This window comes from Moraxella sp. 179-F 1C4 NHS (assembly GCF_045370505.1).
Taxonomy (GTDB): domain Bacteria; phylum Pseudomonadota; class Gammaproteobacteria; order Pseudomonadales; family Moraxellaceae; genus Faucicola; species Faucicola tetraodonis.
On the sequence record NZ_JBIQEC010000002.1, the window covers coordinates 75,221 to 96,703 of the forward strand.

Sequence of the window (21,483 nt, forward strand, 5' to 3'; positions counted from 1 at the left end):
AATGCTAAGTTCGGTAATGATTTAGTAATGCACCACTGAACGAATGGACTCACCTTTATGCATCAAATCAAATGCGGTATTGACATCTTCAAGGCCCATAGTATGGGTGACAAAAGGTGCCAGTTGGATATCGCCGTGCATGGCTTGCTCCACCATACCTGGCAGTTGTGAGCGACCTTTCACCCCACCGAATGCAGAGCCTAACCAGCGGCGACCTGTCACCAGTTGGAACGGACGAGTGGAAATCTCTTGACCTGCAGCTGCGACACCAATAATCACGCTTTGACCCCAGCCACGATGCGCGCATTCAAGTGCCGAGCGCATGACATTGACGTTACCGATACATTCAAAACTGTGATCCACACCCCAACCTGTCATCTCAACAATCACTTGTTGAATGGGTTGGTCATAATCTTTTGGATTAACAAAATCAGTCGCGCCAAACTCACGGGCTAACTCAAATTTGTCGGGATTGGTGTCAACCGCAATAATACGGCCTGCTTTGGCAAGTTTGGCACCTTGAATAACAGCAAGCCCAATACCACCAAGCCCAAACACCGCGACGCTATCGCCTTCTTGTACTTTAGCGGTGTTTTTTACCGCACCTAGTCCTGTGGTCACGCCGCAACCTAATAGACAGACCTGCTCAGGATTAGCTTCAGGATTGATTTTGGCAAGCGACACCTCAGCAACGACAGTATATTCACTAAATGTTGAACAGCCCATATAGTGATAAATTGGCTGACCTTGATAGCTAAAACGGGTAGTACCATCAGGCATCACCCCTTTACCTTGGGTAGCACGCACCGCGATGCATAGGTTGGTTTTGTCACTTTTACAAAATAGACATTCACCACATTCAGCCGTATATAGCGGAATGACGTGATCACCAGGTTGTACACTGGTTACCCCTTCACCGACTGCCATCACAATACCTGCGCCTTCATGACCCAAAACCGCTGGAAAAACCCCCTCAGGGTCATCGCCACTTAAGGTGAATGCGTCTGTGTGGCAAACGCCCGTATGGGTAATTTTGACGAGTACTTCACCTTTACGCGGTGGTTCAACGTCGATTTCGACGATTTGTAATGGTTCTCCCGCAGCGAAAGCTACCGCAGCACGCGATTTGATGGGTTTGCTAAAATCTAATGGCGCTGTGGCCGCAGTCATATCAGTCATCGGTTTATCCTTGTTATATTGGTTTTATTAAAAATGCCTTTGGTCGGCATTATGACATAACCAATTATCGCATGATTAAGCTTAAAATTGTAAGCAATTGGGTTTAATTAAATCATCATTAAAATTAAAAATTTGAATTGGATTTTTAAAAATATTTAACAATTGAAAAACCATGAAAAAACGCCTGTAACTACAGACGTTTTTTTAAATCTGGGCAGCGATTAAGCAGGTTGTTTATCCGCTTTAACCACATTGATGAGGTTATCAACCACCTCTGGTTCTGCCAAGGTTGAAGTATCACCCAAACCTTCAAATTCATGCGCGGCAAGTTTACGCAGGATACGGCGCATGATTTTACCGGAGCGCGTTTTTGGTAAGGCTTCGACCAGGTAGAGCGAGTCTAAGTTGGCGATTGGACCAATCTCACCACGGACATGACGGTTGATTTCACCTTTGAGCATCTCGCTTGGCTCTTCGCCTGATTTTAAGATGACGTAAGCAGCAACGCCTTGACCTTTAAGCTCATGCGGCATACCCACAATAGCTGCTTCAGCGACGGAAGGATGCGATACTAACGCACTTTCAATCTCTGCTGTCCCTAGGCGGTGACCAGAGACGTTTAAGACATCATCCACACGACCTGTGATCCAATAATGACCGTCTTCATCGCGCAGAGCACCATCACCTGTGAAGTAAGCGCCTGGATAGGTGCTAAAGTAAGTTTCTAAGAAGCGTTTATGGTCTCCCCAAATGGTACGCATTTGACCTGGCCAACTGTCTTTGATGATTAAGTTGCCTTCGGCAGCACCCGTTAATTCAGCACCTTCGGCATCGACAATCGCTGGCATGACGCCATACAGCGGATTCATCGCAGAGCCAGGTTTGAGATCAACCGTATTGGGGATTGGCGTCATCAAAATACCCCCGGTTTCAGTTTGCCACCAAGTATCGACAATCGGACAACGTCCTTCGCCCACCACGTTATAGTACCAGTTCCAGGCTTCAGGATTGATAGGTTCACCCACCGAGCCCAATAGACGTAAGCTAGAACGGTTTGATTTACGGACGTAATCATCGCCTTCTTTCATCATCGCGCGAATGGCGGTTGGCGCAGTATATAGGATGGTAACGTCATGCTTATCAACGATATGACCGATACGCGCCCAATCTGGGTACTGTGGCACCCCTTCAAACATCACGGTTGTTGTACCATTGGCAAGCGGTCCATATACCACATAGGTGTGACCAGTAACCCAGCCCACATCCGCGGTACACCAAAATACGTCATTGTCTTTGATATCAAACACGTCACGGAAGGTGGATAGCGCATAGGTCAAATAACCACCGGTGGTGTGTACCACGCCTTTAGGCTTGCCAGTTGAGCCTGAAGTGTAAAGCAAAAACAGCGGGTCTTCGGCATTCATTGGCTCTGGTGGACAGTCTTCAGAGGCATTGTCGATTAAGTTGTGATACCAAATATCGCGGCGTCCGCTCATTGGGATGGATTCACCGGTACGGTACACCACAATGACCTTTTCAACACATTCGGTACCGTCCTGGTCTAGCGCACGATCCACATTTTGTTTAAGCGGTGTATGTTTACCACCACGCACAGATTCATCAGCGGTGATGACAATTTTTGATTGGCTATCGATGATACGGCTGGCTAGACTGTCTGCTGAAAACCCGCCAAATACCAATGAGTGAACCGCGCCAATCCGCGCACAAGCCAGCATCGCAACCGCCGCTTCAGGAATCATCGGTAAATAAATGGTGACGCGGTCGCCTTTTTTGACGCCTTTACGACGCAGTGCGCTACCAAGGCGGCATACTTCTGAATGTAGCTCTTTGTATGAGATGATTTTGTGAAGTGATGGGTGATCGCCTTCCCAAATAATCGCAGGTTTGTAAGGGTTTTCAGCGACATGACGGTCAAGGCAGTTGACCGATAGATTAAGCTCACCATCTTCAAACCATTTAATGCTAAAATTGTTTAGGTCATAATTGACGTTTTTGATTTTGGTGGGTTTTTTTATCCAATCAATCAATTCAGCGCGTTTTGCCCAAAACGCTTCGTTATTTTCGACAGATTCTTGATAGGTCTCGGCGTATTTTTCGGGAGTGGTGTTGGCTTTAGCGGCAAATTCAGCGCTATGAGGGTAGCTCTTCATAAAACATTCCTTGTTATGACTCGTAGGTTGGTTGGGTAATAGTTTAAATGGCTACGGACTGACAAACGGCTCAAATAGGTAGCGGGCTTAACTTCAAAAACAACATTTTCACGTTGATAAGCTAACATTGACAAGCTGACAGTAACACGGGCTATCAACAGAGCGATGAAACGCGCCGTCAATAAACGTCTGCTCACTATGAAAATGCAATACAATCTAATCCTTGATTCTAGAGTGCCTTTTCCTTAGTTTGGCAAAAAATCACAAATTTTGCAATGTTACTCAGGATATTTTTAAGGATATTTTTTCCGATCTTGGACAAATATCTTTATTGTAAGCGGATTCTCATTTGGTCTTTTACTTGATAAATAGCGGTCATCATGCAGCAACAACATACTTCATCAAATACTTCACCAAAGATTGACACGGTTCGAAATCACACTGGGTCAACAAACGCACCGTCCACGTTTGCGTATGATGTCATCATCATCGGGGCAGGGGCATCAGGGCTCTTTTGTGCATTGACAGCGGGCAAGCGCGGACGGCGGGTACTAGTGGTAGATCATGCCAATAAAGCGGGCAAGAAAATCCTTATGAGTGGCGGTGGGCGCTGTAATTTTACCAACTATGAAATTGAGCCCAAGCATTATTTAAGTAGCAATCCGCACTTTTGCAAATCAGCATTGTCACGGTATCTAAATTGGGATTTTATTGGCATGGTTAGCCAGTATCAGATTCCCTATCATGAGCGTGAGCACGGGCAACTGTTTTGTGATACCTCTGCCAATGATATTTTGCAAATGCTACTGACTGAGTGCCGTGCCAACCAAGTGACTATTCAACTAAAAACCACCATCCAGCAAATCCAAGCGTTACCCGACAATACGGGGTTTGTTTTAACGGTCAATCAACAAGCCAATCAACCAGCGCATCAAAAAAATAGCGAGCAAACCTTAACTTGTCAATCCTTGGTAGTCGCCACAGGCGGGCTGTCAATTCCGACCATGGGTGCGACAGGATTTGGTTACCAAGTAGCGCAGCAATTTGGGCATACCATTGTGCCAACATCGGCAGGACTAGTACCCTTTACCTTTACCGATAAAATTGGCGATGCGATTAAATCGTTATCGGGGGTCAGTTTTGAGGTCATTGCGTTTAATGAGCGCATCAGTTTTAGGTTGCCCGTGCTATTTACCCATCGCGGTTTATCCGGGCCTGCGATGTTACAGCTATCGAATTATTGGCACGTGGGCGAGCCGATTTTTATCAATTTATTCCCAAACCTTGATATGGCAGCATTTTTAGCCGAGCAAAAAAAACAGCATCCAAAACAGCTGATTAGAACCGTGTTAAATGACCAGATAGGCGCGGCGGCGCTACCTAAAAAAGTGATGGCTACTTTGCAAAATTTATTGTGGCAAGACATGGCTGAGACTGAGCTTGCCAATATCAAAGACGAGAAGTTAGCGCAGCTTGGTGAGCAGCTCAATGCTTGGCGTTTGACGCCATCAGGCACTGAAGGCTATCGTACAGCTGAAGTCACACGCGGCGGCGTTGCCACCGATAAAGTCTCCTCAAAAACCATGCAAAGTCAGTTACAACCGAATTTGTATTTTATCGGCGAGGTGCTCGATGTTACGGGTTGGCTAGGTGGCTACAATTTCCAATGGGCTTGGGCAAGTGGGTTTGTGGCTGGCGAATTGGTTTAGCTATAAATATAAAATGAAAGAGGTTTAGCTATAAAATGGTTTAGGTTTGAAGTGGGTTAAGTATTGATAAACCTAAAAAAATGGTTAAAAAAGGCATCAGTGAAATGCCTTTTTTATTTTAACGCATTTATTTTAATCAAGTTTGGTGGGTGTTTAGTGTTGGCGCGCAATCGGTTGTTGCAGTGCTTGAGGTAACTCAAGAATGGTCAGGTTACTGGCGGCAATATCATCGGGACGTGCCACCACCAAGGCTTCAAAACCTGTCTCAGTAGCAATGCTATTGACCACATCCACGTTGCCAATTTTTTCACCTACGTTAGGTATATCACCGGTACCTGCGACTCGGTGGAGCCAAGCTTTTGGGCTGGCCTTAAAATATAACCGTGCAATGATTTCTTGACCTAAATAACAGCCTTTATCGTAGTCAACGCCGCCTTGTTGGTGTAGACGTAACTCTTGGGGTTGCCACAAGCCTGCGGTGGCTTTGACAATCCAGTAATTGCCTGTAGCAATACTCGCTTTTTGCCATGCTTTGCGGTCAACATCGGTGTCCGTGCCATTCTCTGATTCGCTAAAACTAGGTATCCCATTGTCAACAACCGCAAAAATATCACGTGGCGCTGATAGGGTGAGTTTTGAGAACGCCGCATATTTTTTGATATGGTTGGCAAACTCATCGGCACAGTCTTGGCTGATGACGATTTGGTAAGCGTCATCCGCTATTTTTCTAATCCAAATACCCAACGTAACACGCCCTTTGAGATTACTAATCGCGGTCGCTTGGTATTGGTCGCTGAGTTTGGTGACGTTGCAGGTTAATTGTCCTTGCAAGAATTTTTGGGCATCGGCACCGGTTATATCAAAGACGACGAAATCTGTCATGGTGGCTCTCTTTTTATTTGCTAAAAAAATTATCATCAAAGTTTTGCACAATTGGGCTCGGACTGCAATCATGCTTTACTAGGTTATGCTTGACTAAATGCTGGTTTAAGTCCTGCTTGACTAACTACTGTTACTAGGTTATTTGTCAGAGGATTTGTCTGTGCTGGCTGATTACTATTATTGGGGCGACTTATCGCGTACAATACATCACTTAACGACTGTTAAATTTTTTTTAAGATAATTGAGCGTGTGCTATGAGTTTACCTGCCTGCCCCCCATGCCCAAGTGTAAAGAAAATTATACATACCAAGATGGCGATTTACTGATTTGCCCGATGTGTGGCTTTGAAGCAGAGCAGCAGGCATGGCAGGCGGGCGAAACCGAAGCAGCCAGCGAACAAGTCATCAAAGACGCGGTTGGCAATGTGCTACAAGATGGGGATAGTGTGACGGTTATTAAAGACTTAAAAGTCAAAGGCGCAAGCACCCCCATTAAAGTTGGCACCAAAGTCAAATCCATTCGCCTGCTCCATGATGCGCCCGATGATCATGATATTGATTGTAAAATTGACGGTTTTGGCGCGATGAAACTCAAATCCACCGTCGTCAAAAAAGCCTAGTTTTGGGATGGTTTGGGCTTTGTTTGGGGCTGTGGGTTTGCAACAGATATTGACACCCAAAGCTTATCTTTTTTTATGACCTCCCAAAAGCTATCACAATAAATTCAGTAGGTGATTGTAGAAAAATACGTTACAATAAGGCTATTTTTCTACAAATTTAATCATATACTTTTTTGTTAGTAGGTAATTGTGACCGCCTTATCTCATATTCGTAATTTTTCTATTATTGCCCACATTGACCACGGTAAATCCACGCTTGCCGACCGCATTATCCAAATGTGTGGTGGTCTACAAGCACGTGAAATGCAGGCGCAAGTCCTTGACTCGATGGATATTGAGCGCGAGCGCGGTATTACCATTAAAGCCCAATCTGTCACGCTGTATTATAACCACCCAAACGGTGACAAATACCAATTTAACTTTATTGATACCCCAGGGCACGTCGATTTTTCGTATGAAGTATCGCGCTCACTGGCAGCTTGTGAAGGCGCTTTATTGGTGGTCGATGCCGCGCAAGGCGTAGAAGCGCAGTCGGTTGCCAACTGTTATACCGCGATTGAGCAGGGGCTTGAAGTATTACCGGTACTCAACAAGATTGACCTACCGCAAGTGGATCCTGAACGCGTGATTCAAGAAATCGAAGACATTATCGGGATTGAAGCGATGGATGCACCGCGCGTGTCTGCCAAGACAGGGGTGGGGGTGGATGATTTGCTACAAGCGATTGTTGAGCGTATTCCCGCGCCTGAAGGCGACCGTGATGCCCCTTTGCAAGCGTTAATTATTGACTCATGGTTTGACAATTATCTTGGGGTTGTGTCACTGGTACGTGTGCGTCAAGGCACGCTCAAAAAAGACGATAAAATCCATATCAAATCCACCAAAGGCACGCATATTGTGACATCGATTGGGGTATTTACCCCAAAATCGTTTGAGACCAATATCTTAGAAGCCGGCGAAGTGGGTTTTGTGATTGCCGGTATCAAAGACATTGGCGGCGCGCCTGTGGGCGATACTATTACCCTTGCCAAAACCCCAGATGTAGATAGCATACCAGGGTTTAAAAAGGTCAAGCCGCAAGTCTATGCCGGTATGTTCCCTGTTGATTCGAGTGATTTTGAGGCGTTTCGTGAAGCGCTACAAAAACTGCAAGTCAATGACGCTGCGTTGTTTTTTGAGCCTGATACCTCTGATGCACTTGGGTTTGGTTTTCGCTGTGGTTTCTTGGGGATGCTCCATATGGAAATCATCCAAGAACGTCTTGAGCGTGAATACGATTTAGATTTGATTACCACGGCACCGACCGTTATCTACGAAATCAAAAAACGCAGTGGTGAGATTATCCAAATCGATAACCCATCAAAAATGCCTGACCCTGGTCTGATTGATGAGTTTCGTGAGCCGATTGCGCGCTGTCACATTCTGGTGCCACCCGATTATTTGGGTAACGTGATGACATTATGTATCGAACGTCGTGGTATCCAAGTTGATATGAAGTTTATGGGACAGCAAGTGCAGTTGACCTTTGATATTCCGATGGGTGAAGTGGTTATGGACTTTTTTGACCGTCTAAAATCGGTGTCACGTGGCTTTGCGTCACTTGATTACGGTTTTGAGCGCTTTGAAACAGATAAACTGGTGCGGGTAGATGTGCTGATTAATGGCGAAAAAGTTGATGCACTGGCGATGATTTGCCATGCTGAGCAAGCGCGCTATCGCGGTAATCAGTTGGTTGAAAAAATGAAAGAATTGATTCCGCGTCAAATGTTTGACGTGGCAATTCAAGCGGCGATTGGTAGCCAAATCATTGCCCGTAGTACCGTCAAAGCCATGCGTAAAGACGTACTTGCCAAATGTTATGGCGGTGACGTCTCACGTAAGAAAAAACTACTGTCAAAGCAAAAAGAAGGTAAAAAACGCATGAAGCAAGTGGGACGGGTTGAGATTCCACAAGAAGCGTTCTTAGCCGTATTAAAAGTGGATAATCAGTCGTAGAGGCAAGTATGGATTTTGATTTTAATTTGATTCTTGTCCCTGCGACCTTGATTTTGGGCGCTATTTGGCTACTGGATAAATTGGTACTAAAGCAAAAGCAAAGCAAAGGATTGGAGAAATCGACTGCGCCGGTGCGATGGGCGTATGATTTTTTTCCGATTTTAGCCATCGTCTTGGTGGTGCGCTCGTTTTTGATTGAGCCGTTTAATATTCCATCATCGTCAATGGTGCCCACCTTATATACGGGTGACTTTATTGCGGTCAACAAATACGCGTATGGTATCCGTTTGCCACTGGTCAATACCAAGGTGCTTGATTTAGGCGCGCCACAGCATGGTGATGTCGTTGTGTTTCGATTTCCATTAAATCCAAAGCAATATTATATCAAGCGGGTGATTGGCGTGGGTGGTGATACGGTGAGCTTTAATAACGGGCAGTTAAGCGTCAATGGCAAAGCGATTGCAACCACGCCTGCCGACTTTACCCCAGACCCTAAGATGACAGCGCAGCTATATCCGCCAGGGAAAACCGAAACGGGTGAGCTTGTGACAGCTGAGCAAGCAGCGCAACTGGGCAATCAAGAAGAATTGTCTGCCAAATACGTGCAAGAATCACCCAGCAATAATCATCAACATTTGGTGCGCTATTTGGGTGACAAAAATTGGTTTCAATATGCCAGCTTTTTGCAGCAAGCCTCACCTCAATTGATGGCAAGCCAAGGTCAACAATGGCAACTAACAGTGCCTAAAGGACACTATTTTGTGATGGGCGATAACCGTGATCGCAGTGCTGATGGTCGTTTTTGGGGGTTTGTACCTGATGAGAACCTAGCGGGTAAAGCCGTGTATGTGTGGACGCACAAAGCCAGTGGATTAAGTTTACCCACTTTTAATCGCAATGGCGCAATACACTAACCGCTTACTTTAAAAAATTGGATATCAAAGCCCTTGTTGTTGAGAATATTAAATTAACTAAAGCTTACATTAACCTATCTTGAGCGATGATAACAGGAGAATACGGCATGAACCTACCAAGTCATCAGCGCGGCGCCAGCGTCACGGGTATCGTGATTATGATTGTACTCATCGTCGTGTGTGCCAAACTCGGTTTAGCTATTATCCCTGCCCAAGTCGGTCACTACCAACTCAAAAAATCGTTGGCTTTTGAACTCAAAAAGTCCAATGACAATAAAGAAAGTGTCAAAGATTTTTTAGGTAACGTCAATTCTCAATGGCATATCAACGGTCTCAGCCAAAAGGCAGAGGACGTCGTGGAAGTGGTGGATAATACGCCAGGTGCGATGTCAGTGAAACTAAAATACGATGAAGCAAACAACTTTTTTGGTAACGTCGATATCGTCAATCGCTTTGAAGATACTATTAGCGCAGAAGATGCCAAAGTCGCCAAGCAATAGTTACTGAGCTTGTAGCCCCAATCTTAAGTAAGTGATAGCCATGTGATGATTTAAATGGCTAATACGTTTTCTAACAATTTGAAGCAGATGAATTTACCAATCACTATCCCCACCTTTAATCTCAAAAAACTACCGCCACAAGTGCGTCAATTAACCGCACTGTTTTATCAAATGGGTTATCAGTTTGATAATGTAAATTTACCCATTATGGCACTCATGCATCGCTCATTTGATAGCGAACACAATTATGAGCGATTAGAGTTCTTGGGAGATGCATTGCTCGGTGTGATCATCGCAGAAGCCTTATTTTTGCGCTATCCCGACTATAATGAAGGTCGGCTCAGTCGCTTACGTGCGTCGCTTGTGCGCGAAGAAACCTTGGTGATTATTGCAAAGCAGCTCAATTTGTCAGATTATTTGATTTTAGGGGTGGGCGAGCGTAAAGGCGGTGGTCGTCAGCGCGCCTCAATCTTGGCAGATAGCGTTGAAGCCTTGATTGGCGCTATTTATCTTGATAGTCAAAATTTTGATACGGTTAAAGCTTGTGTACTGACATGGTTTGAAGATTTGTTCGAAAAAGTGAAAGAACAAAAAGTGCTAAAAGATGCCAAAAGCCGTTTACAAGAGCTGTTGCAAGCACACCAACTTGCGCTCCCACGCTATGAAGTGACCGAAACCATTGGCAATGCACCCAATCAAATTTTTGTGGTCAGCTGCCAAGTCGAAATTATTTTTGACAATAAAACCGCCAAACCCATAGCGCCAACCCAAGCGTCAGTCACAGCACAAGGGGAAAGTCGCCGTATTGCTGAGCAGCGCTGTGCCGAAGCCATGCTGACTAAAATCAGTGATTTGCTACCTCCGCTGCGCTAATTTGCCAACCTGCTATACTGTCAACACCCAAATTTGATGAAATGCTTACTGAAATTTGCTCAAAACTCTTCTACAATAATTTGTACCCTTTAAACCAATGTTGAGATCCCACTTTATGTCTAATCAAACAGACGCTACCCAACAAACAACCACTGACCCAGCTGTCGACAATCCATCAGCGGACAACAACCAGGATGTTATCAGTCAATTTTTCAGTGGGCAAAGTGATTCAGCGCCCGCGCGTGCGGTGGATTTTCGCACGGGGTATGTAGCCATTGTCGGACGTCCAAACGTGGGTAAATCAACGTTAATGAATCATGTGTTGGGTCAAAAATTGTCGATTACCTCGCGAAAACCTCAAACTACCCGCCATCGCATTATGGGAATTTTGACCAACGAGCAACTACAAGCGATTTTTGTTGATACCCCAGGTATTCATAGCCGCGAAGTGCGCGCCATCAACGAGCGTATGAATAAAGCCGCAACCTCGGCTTTAGCAGACGTTGATGCGGTATTATTTGTGATTGATAGCCTAAAATGGGTGGAAGATGATGAGCTGGTGTTTGCTAAAGTGCAAAATTTGGGTGTCCCTGTGATTGCAGTGGTGAATAAAAGCGACACCATTAAGGACGAAGCTCAGCTGTTCGCGCTACTACAAAAACTGCATGACACCCAAGTATTTAGCGATATCGTGCCCGTATCTGCATTACGTGCGCATAACTTAGATGAGCTAGTACGAGTCATCGGTAAGCATTTACCGATTGCAGCGCCAATCTATGATGCAGAGCAGGTCACTGACCGTTCGGAGCGCTTTTTAGCCAGTGAAATCATTCGTGAAAAAGTGATGCGGGCATCAGGCGATGAGATTCCTTATGATTTAACGGTACAAATTGATACCTTCAAGGATGAGCCCGCGCATCAAGACCCAAAAACAGGCAAATGGCGTAAAGCCGTGACCTTTATCGATGCCACGATTTTTGTCGAGCGTCAAGGTCAAAAAGTGATTGTCATCGGTGATAAAGGCGAAAAAATCAAACAAATCGGCATCGAAGCGCGCCAAGATATGGAAAAAATGTTTGATAAAAAAGTGATGCTAACGCTGTGGGTCAAAGTCAAAAAAGGCTGGTCAGATGATGAGCGTGCGCTAACGAGTTTGGGCTACTAGGCGATAGGCTACTATGCGCAATCAACTGCTAACAGGTTATATTTTGCACCAAAAACCGTATGGTGAAAGCCGTAGTTTGGTTTACCTGTTTAGTGAAGAATGGGGCGTAGTACATGGTATCGGTAAAAAAAACTTACCGCTATTTGTCCCCATACAATTTTTTGGCAATGGTAAAAACAGCCTAAAAACCTTTAGTCAAAGCCAGATTTTGCAAAATCACATTACCCTCACAGGACAAAGCCTCTATGCGGGCATGTATCTCAACGAGATTTTGCAAAAACTATTACCTGTTGAAGAGCCGTTTGCTGAGATATGGCAAGCATATCAGCAGTGCCTGGCAAACATGGCAACGCTGTTTGTCGACCCAGCGCAATCGCCACATGACATGACCCGTTTAAAGTGGTATTTAAGGCGCTTTGAAAATGTATTGTTTGAACAATTAGGCTATGGGTTCGATTTTGCTAAAGATGCGTTAGGGGATTTAATAGTCCCATCGCAGCGTTATCAATACCAGCTACAGCAGGGATTTATGCCAGTTTTACCCTTGGATAAAACCGACATAGCATTAACAGGTGAGCAGCTGCTAACTTGGTATCAATGTTTGCAAGATGAAACGATGTTTAACCAAATGATGCAACAAGATTTTGATTTAGCCAAACAATTGGTCAATAGCATCAGTGCGATGCACCGCCATTTGATGGATAATTTACTCAATTATCAAACCTTGCAAAGCCGAGAACTTTGGCAGCAGCTTACCCAATATCAATAAGCTTACTCAGTATCAATCATAGACAAAATAGGGAATGTCATGACCAGCAATCAACCCTTACTTGGTGTCAATATCGACCATATTGCAACCTTGCGTCAAGCGCGTGGCGTGGCGTATCCCGATCCTGTGGCAGGGGCGTTAATTTGTGAGCAGGCGGGGGCGGATGGTATTACGCTGCATTTGCGTGAAGATCGTCGTCACATTCAAGATGATGATGTTTATCGGCTCGCCAAAGTCATAACCACTCGTATGAACCTTGAAATGGCAGTCACTGACGAGATGGTAGCGATAGCCTGTGATGTTAAGCCAGCTTGGGTGTGCTTTGTCCCTGAAAAACGCCAAGAACTGACCACCGAAGGCGGGCTTGATGTGATTGGTAATCAGCACAAAATAGCCAGTGCGATTCAACAGTTACATCAAGTCGGCACTCAAGTATCACTATTTATTGATCCAGAGTTGGCACAAATTGATAAAAGCATTGCGCTCGGGGCAGATGCCATTGAACTACACACAGGCGCTTATGCTGACTATTGTTTGCAACATGACCAAGTTAAAATTAGCCATGAAATCACCCGTATCAAAACAGCCGTGACTCATGCCCACGAGGCAAAAGCAAGTTTACTGGTCAATGCAGGGCACGGTCTTACCCGTGACAACGTTGCACCCATTGCTGATATTGATGGCATCCATGAACTAAACATCGGTCATGCCATTATTGCAGACAGTGTGTTTATGGGACTTAGCGAAGCGGTGAGCGCAATGAGAAAAGCATTTACAGCAAAAGCCTAGCTATTAGGGGCAATTAAATTGTTCAACTGAGTAGGGCTTATATTTAATAATGCCTGTTTTACTAAAACTTACCTTTAGTCGATTATCGACCTTACCATCTAAAGGGCAGTATTGAATATTACCCATATAACCAATGGGTCTAGCGTTTTCTGGCTTAAAAATAATATAGTTGTTATTCAACGAGATATTTGCCGTCAGCACCCCCCAGGACAAATCTAACGTAAGCTGATGATTGAGTTTATCTACCGTTGCCTCATAGCTGTTATTGTTATTTTTATCGATAAAGCTAATCAGCTGATGACCGCCAGTTGTCACGCAAGCCAAGTTATCATTAGCGACACAGGCTATCACAGGGTTTTGATAAATCAACGCCTCTTGTTTTGCACTGCTTAAAAAATTCATTAAGCTTGAAGCGGTGCTTTTTGCTTCCATTTGCTTTAAGCTGTTGGTAATAGTAATCGAAGCCATCGCTACGATGATAGATAAAACAGCCACAACGACAACTGTTTCAATCAAAGTAAACCCCTGTCTTTTTATTGAGAACACGTTGGTTTTTGCATTATTCATTCTATTCATTCATTCTATTAAAGCTACCGTTAAGTGATGATGGGATAATACAATAAAAGACTTTAGTTCATTATTATATAGAGTTCAAAAGAATTAACAAACAAATATTAAACTATAAGGTAAGGCTGGTGGCTAGAAAGTGAATGAAAGCGACTAAACGACTGATGTTATCAGGGAATGGAATGTCTCTTCTACATAGTAAGGATTTCACAGGCTAAGATAGGTTTAAATGTTCAAATACCTATTGTTACTGGTTCTAAAACATTATTAAGAAAAAACTGTTGTGCCTGAAACGTAAATGTCTCCTTTATTTAGTAAGTGAATGTCACTAGAATGTATCATTTAGTGAAAGTATGAATTTAAGATATGGTAAATTTAAATAGACTGTATTAAAATCCTTGTCAAGATAAGTATATAGTTTTGATGTGTAATGTCGAATCATGATGGTTGTCGAATTTTTAGTATCGAGCGTAAGTGATTAGCTTAGCTACTAAAAAATAAAAATATAACATATTGTGATGTTCGTGTAATATTGTGTAGCAATGTAAAAAAAAGAGTTGTAAACACAATTTTTAGGCGTTAAGCTATATTTAACAAGTTCATAAATTGCATGTGTTTTAATGCGTCATTTTGTGAATTAATTGTCAGGTTATTTTAATTTAAAATGAGCCAATCCTTTGGAGGACTTCTATGAAGCTAAATAAAATCGCTCTAGCAGTTGTTGCTGCAGCTGTTATGCCAGTAGCCGCTAACGCAGGCGTTACTGTTACACCTTTGCTACTAGGTTACCATTATGTAGATGGTATTGGTGATACTGAAGATAAACAAGGCGAGCAATTCGCAGGTACTCACCAAGATAACGACTTGTACACTGGTGCAGGTATTGGTATCGAATTGACACCTACTATCGCACTTGAATTAGAGTACGGTGAAACTGATTCTGATGCATTGTATGCCAATGGCGATAAAGTTAACGGACATGAGTTTGAACAAAAATCATACTCAGGTAACTTTACTATCGGTACTGAAACCTTTAGTGGCTACACTAACAGCCCATTCAAGCCATATGTGTTAATCGGTGCAGGTCAATCAAAAACCTCAATGGCATTTGATGATGGCAGCAAAGCAACTTCTAAAGACACTATCGGTAACTTAGGTCTTGGTGCTTACTACCGAATCAATGACGCATTAAGCTTACGTGGTGAAGGTCGTGCGATCTATAACTTCGATAATGATTGGTGGGAAGGTCTAGCGTTAGCAGGTCTTAACGTGGTTCTAGGTGGTCACTTGGCACCAGCCGCCCCAGTAGTTGAGCCTACACCTGTTGAGCCAATCGTTGTGACTGATGGTGATGATGACCAAGATGGCGTACCAAATAGCGTTGACAAATGCCCAGGCACCCCATTAAACGTTGTTGTAGATGCTGATGGTTGCCCACGTGAAATATCAATGGATGACGCATTACGTATGGAATTACGTGTATTCTTTGACAATGACAAAACTGTCATCAAAGATCAGTACAAACCAGAAATCCAAAAAGTTGCTGAAAAAATGAATGAATATCCAAATTCAACAGCTTCAATTGAAGGTCATGCTTCAAAAACTGGTCCATCTGCGCGCTATAACCAACGTTTGTCTGAAGCACGTGCAAATGCGGTTAAATCAATGTTAGTTAACCAATTTGGTGTTGCACCACAACGTATTAGCACAGTGGGTTACGGTTATGACCGCCCAATCGCAGACAACAACACTGCTGAAGGCCGTGCAATGAACCGCCGTGTATATGCTATCATCACTGGTAACAAATCTGGCACAACCGTTCAAACTAAAGACATGAACGTACAATAATTAGTTATTAACTAAAAAAAGCTACCCTCGTTGGTAGCTTTTTTTATTTTTATTATCAGCTATAAACTCAACTTAGATAAATTTAATCTATTTTTAACGATAAGATGTTATACTACCGCGTGTTTTAATTTCCCTTCCTAGCCGAATTTTCAAGAGCTATTTTTTTATGTCAGATTCAATCAAAAATCTTCGCAATATTGCGATTATTGCCCACGTTGACCATGGTAAAACTACTCTAGTCGATAAACTGTTACAACAATCTGGTACTTTTGGTGAGCGTGCCGCAGAAGTTGAACGTGTCATGGACTCTAACGCATTAGAGCAAGAGCGTGGTATTACCATTTTAGCCAAAAACACGGCGATCAAATGGACCAATCCTAAAGACGGCGTTGAATACCGTATTAACATCGTCGACACCCCCGGTCACGCCGATTTTGGTGGTGAAGTTGAACGGGTAATGTCGATGGTTGACTGTGTGTTGTTGTTAGTTGATGCCGTTGATGGTCCTATGCCACAAACCCGTTTTGTGACCTCAAAAGCATTTGCCCGTGGCTTAAAGCCAATCGTGGTGATTAATAAAATTGACAAACCAAGCGCCCGTCCAGACTGGGTCATGGATCAGGTGTTTGATTTGTTTGATAATTTGGGTGCGACAGATGAGCAGCTAGATTTTCCCATCGTTTATACCTCTGCCATGAATGGTATTGCAGGGTTATCGCCTGACGAGCTTGCAGAAGATATGCAGCCATTGTTTGAGACCATCGTAAATGTCGTTGAGCCACCACAGGTGGATACGGACGGTCCATTCCGTATGCAGATTTCAAGCCTTGATTATGATAACTTCAAAGGTTTGATTGGTATCGGTCGTATTCAGCGTGGGTCAGTTAAAACCAATACACCTGTAACGATTGTTGATAAAGAAGGTAATAAACGTAACGGCCGTATCCTACAAATCATGGGTTACCATGGTCTTGACCGTATCGAAGTACCTATGGCACAGGCAGGTGATATCGTCTGTATCACGGGTATCGATGCGTTAAATATTTCTGATACAATCTGTGATCCACAAAATGTAGAAGCCTTACCACCGCTAAGTGTCGATGAGCCAACCGTATCGATGACTTTCCAAGTGAACAACTCACCATTCGCGGGTAAAGAAGGTAAATTCGTGACGTCACGCAATATTCGTGAGCGCCTAGAACGTGAGTTAATTCATAACGTGGCACTTCGCGTAGAAGATACCGACAGTCCTGATAAATTTAAAGTATCAGGTCGTGGGGAACTTCATTTATCTGTATTGATTGAGAATATGCGCCGTGAAGGTTTTGAGCTGGGTGTGTCACGTCCAGAAGTAATTGTTCGTGAAATCGAGGGTGAGAAACAAGAGCCGTTTGAAAATGTGATTTTTGACGTTGAAGAACAGCACCAAGGCGCGGTAATGGAGCAAATGGGCTACCGTAAAGGCGAATTGACCAATATGGAAGTTGACGGTAAAGGTCGTATCCGTATTGAAGCGGTAGTACCGTCACGTGGTTTGATTGGTTTTCGCTCTGAGTTCTTAACCATTACCTCAGGTACCGGTATCATGACCTCAAGTTTCTCACATTATGGTCCTGTGAAAACAGGCGATGTGGCAAAACGCCAAAATGGGGTGTTGATTTCTATGGTGAATGGTACTGTATTGGGCTATGCGCTATTTAACCTTCAAGAACGTGGTCGTATGTTTGTATCACCGCAAACTGAAGTCTATGAAGGTATGATTGTCGGTCAAAACTCACGTAGCGATGACATGGTAGTCAATCCAACCAAAGCAAAACAGTTGACGAACGTGCGTGCCAGTGGTACCGATGATGCGATTATTTTAACGCCGCCAATCATTTTCACCCTTGAACAAGCGCTTGAATTTATTGAAGATGATGAGCTGGTTGAAGTGACACCAAAATCAATTCGTCTACGCAAAAAATACTTGACTGAAAATGAGCGTAAACGTAACGGTCGTAAATAATAGCGAGTCTACGCGATAAAAATTTTGAAAAAGCCTAACACTTATTTACAAAAAGCTTGTACCTGTTACAAGCTTTTTTAATTTAATCTACACACTGGCAAAGCAAAGATTTAAAATTTTATACAATTCCTTATGATGATAAGGGTTTTTTAGTCAACGATTGTAGCGATTATTTTGAAATAGGAGAAGTTATATGAGTATGATGTCAGAATTTAAAGAGTTTGCCCTCAAAGGCAATGTGATGGATTTGGCAGTGGGTGTCATCATCGGCGGCGCATTTGGTAAAATCACCACGTCGTTGGTAGAAGATATTATTATGCCGATTATCTCTGCGATTATGGGCGGCAGAATCGACTTTACCAATATGTTTGTGGTGTTAGGTGATGTACCTGCAGGCACCGCTATGACGTATGATGCGCTCAAAAAAGCGGGTGTGCCTGTATTTGCATATGGTAATTTTGTCACCATCTTAATCAACTTTATTATTTTGGCATTTATCATTTTTATGTTGGTGAAAGCTATGAACCGCCTACGCCGTCAAAGCGAAGCACAAGAAGCGGCTGCACCAGAACCTTCAGAAGAAGTACTATTGCTACGTGAAATCAGCAGTAAATTAAGCAAATAACGGTTTGTACTCACGCTGATAGATTAAAATTTCAGTCCATGTTATTTATAAATGAAAAAAAGCCTCCATGATAACTGGGGGCTTTTTATTGATTGCTAGTCAATCTACATTTTTTATCTATAGATATTCATCAGCTAACGACAATAAGGCAAGTTATGACAAAGCAGGTAATCGTGCTGGGTGCAGGGGTGGTGGGTGTCACCACTGCTTGGCAGCTTCGACAAGCAGGGTTTGAGGTAACGGTAATCGAGCGCGAAAGTAGCGCGGCATTGTCAACATCGTTTGCCAATGGTGGGCAAATATCTGTGTCACATGCTACGCCTTGGGCAAATCCTGATACACCCTATAAAGCGCTAAAATGGTTATTTCGAGAAGATGCGCCATTGTTGTTTCGCTGGCGTCGGTTGTTGGGTTTGCCCGGCAGTACAGCGCAAGATGCAGCCCCTGATATGGCGCTGTGGCGATGGGGTTGGCAGTTTTTGCAGCAGTGCAATGCGAAAAGTGCCGATGCTAATCTGGTGCAGATGGTCAATTTAGGATTATACTCTCGGCAAGTACTCGGCGAAGTCAGGGCGCAAACGGGCATTGATTATGACTGTCTGACACGCGGTATTATGCATTTTTATACCGATCATGCTGAGTTTCAAGCAGCGATAGCACCCACTAAACGGATGCAGCAATTGGGTTGTGATCGGCAAGTCATTAGTGTGGATAAAGCGATAGAATTAGAGCCTGCGTTAACTGGTATTGGCAAAGAATTGGTGGGGGCGACTTATACCGCACTTGATGAATCAGGGGATGCCCAAAAATTCACCCATCGCTTGGCAGCACTTTGTCAGCAGCAAGGGGTAACATTTTTATTTAATACTGCCATCAAACGACTTGTTTATCATAACCAACACATTGACGGTGTGGAAGTAATATCTGTTAACAGCAAAGATAATGCTGCTTTGCCAGCGCAATCACAGATACTGTCCGCCGATGCGTATGTACTGGCGTTAGGGAGTTATAGTCCGGCCTTAGTCAAAGCATTGGGTATTAATCTACCCATCTATCCTGCTAAAGGTTATTCAGCCACGTACCCCGTGTTGCGACCCGATGAGACACCTTATGTAAGCTTGATTGATGATGAGTTTAAGCTGGTGTACTCGCGCTTAGGCGATCGTTTGCGAGTAGCAGGAACGGCTGAATTTAACGGTTTTAACCTTGAGCTCAATCCCGTTCGTTGCCAAGCGATTACGCGGCGGGTGAGAGAGGTGTTTGGGGATGCGGTAGATTTGACTCAGCCAAATTATTGGACAGGGCTGCGACCGATGACACCGTCAAATGTGCCGATTATCGGTCGCGCGGTCAATCGCCAAGGACGTATTGATAATTTGTATCTCAACACCGGACATGGCACTTTGGGCTGGACGCACTCGAACGGCTCAGCAAAAGCGATGGCTGATATCATGCAAGGGCGCCAGCCCCAAGTAAATTTTAACTTTGTGGGCTTGCAGGATTAAGGGCTTGAGTTGGGATACTGGCAGATTTTGGAAAGGTGACAGTGAAAGTCGAGCCTTTGCCAACTGTGGAGGTGATATCAAGGGTGGCATGGTGCTGATACAAGACATGCTTGACAATTGCTAGCCCCAAACCGGTACCCCCTGTCTCACGGCTTCGACCCGTGTCCACGCGGTAAAAACGCTCGGTTAAGCGCTGAATATGGCGCTGCTCGATACCAATGCCATTGTCGGTCACGCTAAAACATACCCCCGCGTCACACTCATGCCAGCTAATACTAATCTCACCACCTTTGGGGGTGTATTTCATGGCATTGGTAATCAAGTTACTGAGCGCACTTCGCAGATAATCTTCATAACCCAAAATATGTAACGTGCTGTCGATATGCAAATGAATCATATGGTCGTATGACTTGTTGTACATCTGCGCATCGTCAAACAATTGCATTAGCATTTTGGGAATATCAATGTCTTTGGGCTCAGCGGGCTTTTCATCATTTTCCAACCTAGATAATAATAGTAAGTCATTGATGATGTTATTCATGCGCTGACTTTGCTGCATCATCTGAGTAAACGCGCGAGCAATACGCGGATCTAACTCAGGCTGTTCACTCAAAGTCTCCACATACCCCATGATGACGGTAAGCGGCGTGCGAAGTTCATGCGAAACATTTGCCACAAAGTCTTTTCGCATCTGTTCTAAGTGCTGAAAACGGGTGACATCATAAATCAGCAGTAATTTTTCTTGCCCAAATTTGGTAATCTTGCACTGCACATAGCGCTCGATATTAGACGGGTTATGGATACGCACACCATCTGGATAGTCTTCAATGTGGTGATAATATTGATGAAAAAGCGGGTTGCGAATAATGGTCAACACATTGCGACCTTGGTCGGGCGCTTTAAATTGAAAAAGCCGCTCGGCAGAGTTGTTCCACCATTCGATACAGTCGTTTTTATCAATCAGAATAATCGAGTCTTGCAATGCGCTCAGCGAGTCACGCACTTTTTGCACCAGCGAAACGGTTTGCTGATGCGCCAATTTCTCTTGGCGATTGACTTGGTAGATATTGCTGGCAACGACACTAAGGTTGGACTCAAATGCAGGCGGCGGCTCATCGGGGTTTTTGTTGTACCATGCTTTAAAGCGTTGTATCGACCATAAAAAATATAGCTGATACAGGCAAAGCCCTATCGCCAGTCCCCAACCCCAAAACCCTAATAGCCCGCCAATCAACAGCCCCGCAACCCCAACTGTCACCACGGGTAAAATGCTCGACCACATATTAATTTTTCTAGCGTCCATTGAGAAAGCTTACTATAGCGAAGTTGGGATAAGTTGGCAAAAATTTCAATGCGATTAATCAGACT

Annotated in this window: 18 protein-coding genes; 13 read left to right on the forward strand and 5 right to left on the reverse strand. The window is 44.0% G+C overall.

Annotated features, from left to right (window positions below):
- Window positions 1-21: 21 nt before the first annotated feature.
- A complete protein-coding gene (locus ACH0AB_RS01380; RefSeq protein WP_406876940.1) occupies window positions 22-1,131 on the reverse strand; it encodes an S-(hydroxymethyl)glutathione dehydrogenase/class III alcohol dehydrogenase in 1,110 nt (369 codons plus the stop codon).
- A gap of 269 nt (window positions 1,132-1,400) precedes the next feature.
- Window positions 1,401-3,350, reverse strand: a complete 1,950-nt coding sequence (acs, locus tag ACH0AB_RS01385; protein WP_406876872.1) for an acetate--CoA ligase — start codon at window positions 3,348-3,350, stop codon at window positions 1,401-1,403.
- A gap of 380 nt (window positions 3,351-3,730) precedes the next feature.
- On the opposite strand from acs, the gene ACH0AB_RS01390 reads away from it, so the two are divergent.
- Window positions 3,731-5,059, forward strand: coding sequence for a BaiN/RdsA family NAD(P)/FAD-dependent oxidoreductase (locus ACH0AB_RS01390; protein WP_406876873.1), 1,329 nt, complete (start codon window positions 3,731-3,733; stop codon window positions 5,057-5,059).
- A 153-nt stretch (window positions 5,060-5,212) separates the two neighbouring features.
- Here ACH0AB_RS01390 and ygfZ read toward each other — a convergent pair whose 3' ends face one another.
- Window positions 5,213-5,941 (reverse strand): CAF17-like 4Fe-4S cluster assembly/insertion protein YgfZ, encoded by a 729-nt coding sequence (gene ygfZ / locus ACH0AB_RS01395; RefSeq protein ID WP_406876874.1) that lies wholly within the window; start codon window positions 5,939-5,941, stop codon window positions 5,213-5,215.
- Window positions 5,942-6,218: 277 nt separating this feature from the next.
- Between ygfZ and ACH0AB_RS01400 the strand changes: the two genes are divergently transcribed.
- The 8 genes from ACH0AB_RS01400 to pdxJ all read left to right on the forward strand — a co-directional run bounded on the left by ACH0AB_RS01400 (window position 6,219) and on the right by pdxJ (window position 13,565).
- Entirely contained in the window at window positions 6,219-6,560 is a 342-nt protein-coding gene (locus ACH0AB_RS01400; RefSeq protein WP_406876875.1) for a zinc ribbon domain-containing protein YjdM, read from the forward strand.
- Window positions 6,561-6,749: 189 nt separating this feature from the next.
- On the forward strand, window positions 6,750-8,555 hold the full coding sequence (lepA, locus tag ACH0AB_RS01405) for a translation elongation factor 4 (protein ID WP_076774812.1): 1,806 nt from the start codon (window positions 6,750-6,752) through the stop codon (window positions 8,553-8,555).
- A gap of 8 nt (window positions 8,556-8,563) precedes the next feature.
- Window positions 8,564-9,469, forward strand: a complete 906-nt coding sequence (lepB, locus tag ACH0AB_RS01410) for a signal peptidase I (protein WP_406876876.1) — start codon at window positions 8,564-8,566, stop codon at window positions 9,467-9,469.
- Between the two features lie 107 nt (window positions 9,470-9,576).
- The gene (locus ACH0AB_RS01415; RefSeq protein WP_219299580.1) at window positions 9,577-9,969 is read left to right on the forward strand and encodes a DUF4845 domain-containing protein; all 393 of its coding nucleotides are present in this window, start codon (window positions 9,577-9,579) and stop codon (window positions 9,967-9,969) included.
- Between the two features lie 87 nt (window positions 9,970-10,056).
- Window positions 10,057-10,842 (forward strand): ribonuclease III, encoded by a 786-nt coding sequence (rnc, locus tag ACH0AB_RS01420; RefSeq protein WP_284035066.1) that lies wholly within the window; start codon window positions 10,057-10,059, stop codon window positions 10,840-10,842.
- Between the two features lie 115 nt (window positions 10,843-10,957).
- Entirely contained in the window at window positions 10,958-12,007 is a 1,050-nt protein-coding gene (gene era, locus ACH0AB_RS01425) for a GTPase Era (RefSeq protein WP_286171041.1), read from the forward strand.
- A 13-nt stretch (window positions 12,008-12,020) separates the two neighbouring features.
- A complete protein-coding gene (locus ACH0AB_RS01430; RefSeq protein WP_406876877.1) occupies window positions 12,021-12,776 on the forward strand; it encodes a DNA repair protein RecO in 756 nt (251 codons plus the stop codon).
- A 39-nt stretch (window positions 12,777-12,815) separates the two neighbouring features.
- Window positions 12,816-13,565 (forward strand): pyridoxine 5'-phosphate synthase, encoded by a 750-nt coding sequence (gene pdxJ, locus ACH0AB_RS01435; RefSeq protein ID WP_096489452.1) that lies wholly within the window; start codon window positions 12,816-12,818, stop codon window positions 13,563-13,565.
- A 3-nt stretch (window positions 13,566-13,568) separates the two neighbouring features.
- Here pdxJ and ACH0AB_RS01440 read toward each other — a convergent pair whose 3' ends face one another.
- Window positions 13,569-14,132, reverse strand: a complete 564-nt coding sequence (locus tag ACH0AB_RS01440) for a GspH/FimT family pseudopilin (RefSeq protein WP_188875405.1) — start codon at window positions 14,130-14,132, stop codon at window positions 13,569-13,571.
- A 690-nt stretch (window positions 14,133-14,822) separates the two neighbouring features.
- On the opposite strand from ACH0AB_RS01440, the gene ACH0AB_RS01445 reads away from it, so the two are divergent.
- The 4 genes from ACH0AB_RS01445 (at window position 14,823) to ACH0AB_RS01460 (ending at window position 20,115) form a co-directional block, all read left to right on the forward strand.
- Window positions 14,823-15,980, forward strand: coding sequence for an OmpA family protein (locus ACH0AB_RS01445; RefSeq protein WP_406876878.1), 1,158 nt, complete (start codon window positions 14,823-14,825; stop codon window positions 15,978-15,980).
- Between the two features lie 166 nt (window positions 15,981-16,146).
- Window positions 16,147-17,985 (forward strand): translational GTPase TypA, encoded by a 1,839-nt coding sequence (typA, locus tag ACH0AB_RS01450; RefSeq protein WP_036595294.1) that lies wholly within the window; start codon window positions 16,147-16,149, stop codon window positions 17,983-17,985.
- A 193-nt stretch (window positions 17,986-18,178) separates the two neighbouring features.
- Window positions 18,179-18,610, forward strand: coding sequence for a large conductance mechanosensitive channel protein MscL (gene mscL / locus ACH0AB_RS01455; protein WP_036595296.1), 432 nt, complete (start codon window positions 18,179-18,181; stop codon window positions 18,608-18,610).
- A 155-nt stretch (window positions 18,611-18,765) separates the two neighbouring features.
- Window positions 18,766-20,115: a D-amino acid dehydrogenase gene (locus tag ACH0AB_RS01460; RefSeq protein ID WP_406876879.1), complete on the forward strand. Its 1,350-nt coding sequence runs from the start codon at window positions 18,766-18,768 to the stop codon at window positions 20,113-20,115.
- On the opposite strand, the gene phoR is transcribed toward ACH0AB_RS01460, so the two are convergent.
- On the reverse strand, window positions 20,090-21,397 hold the full coding sequence (phoR, locus tag ACH0AB_RS01465) for a phosphate regulon sensor histidine kinase PhoR (protein ID WP_406876880.1): 1,308 nt from the start codon (window positions 21,395-21,397) through the stop codon (window positions 20,090-20,092). The genes ACH0AB_RS01460 and phoR overlap by 26 nt on opposite strands.
- Window positions 21,398-21,483: the final 86 nt, after the last annotated feature.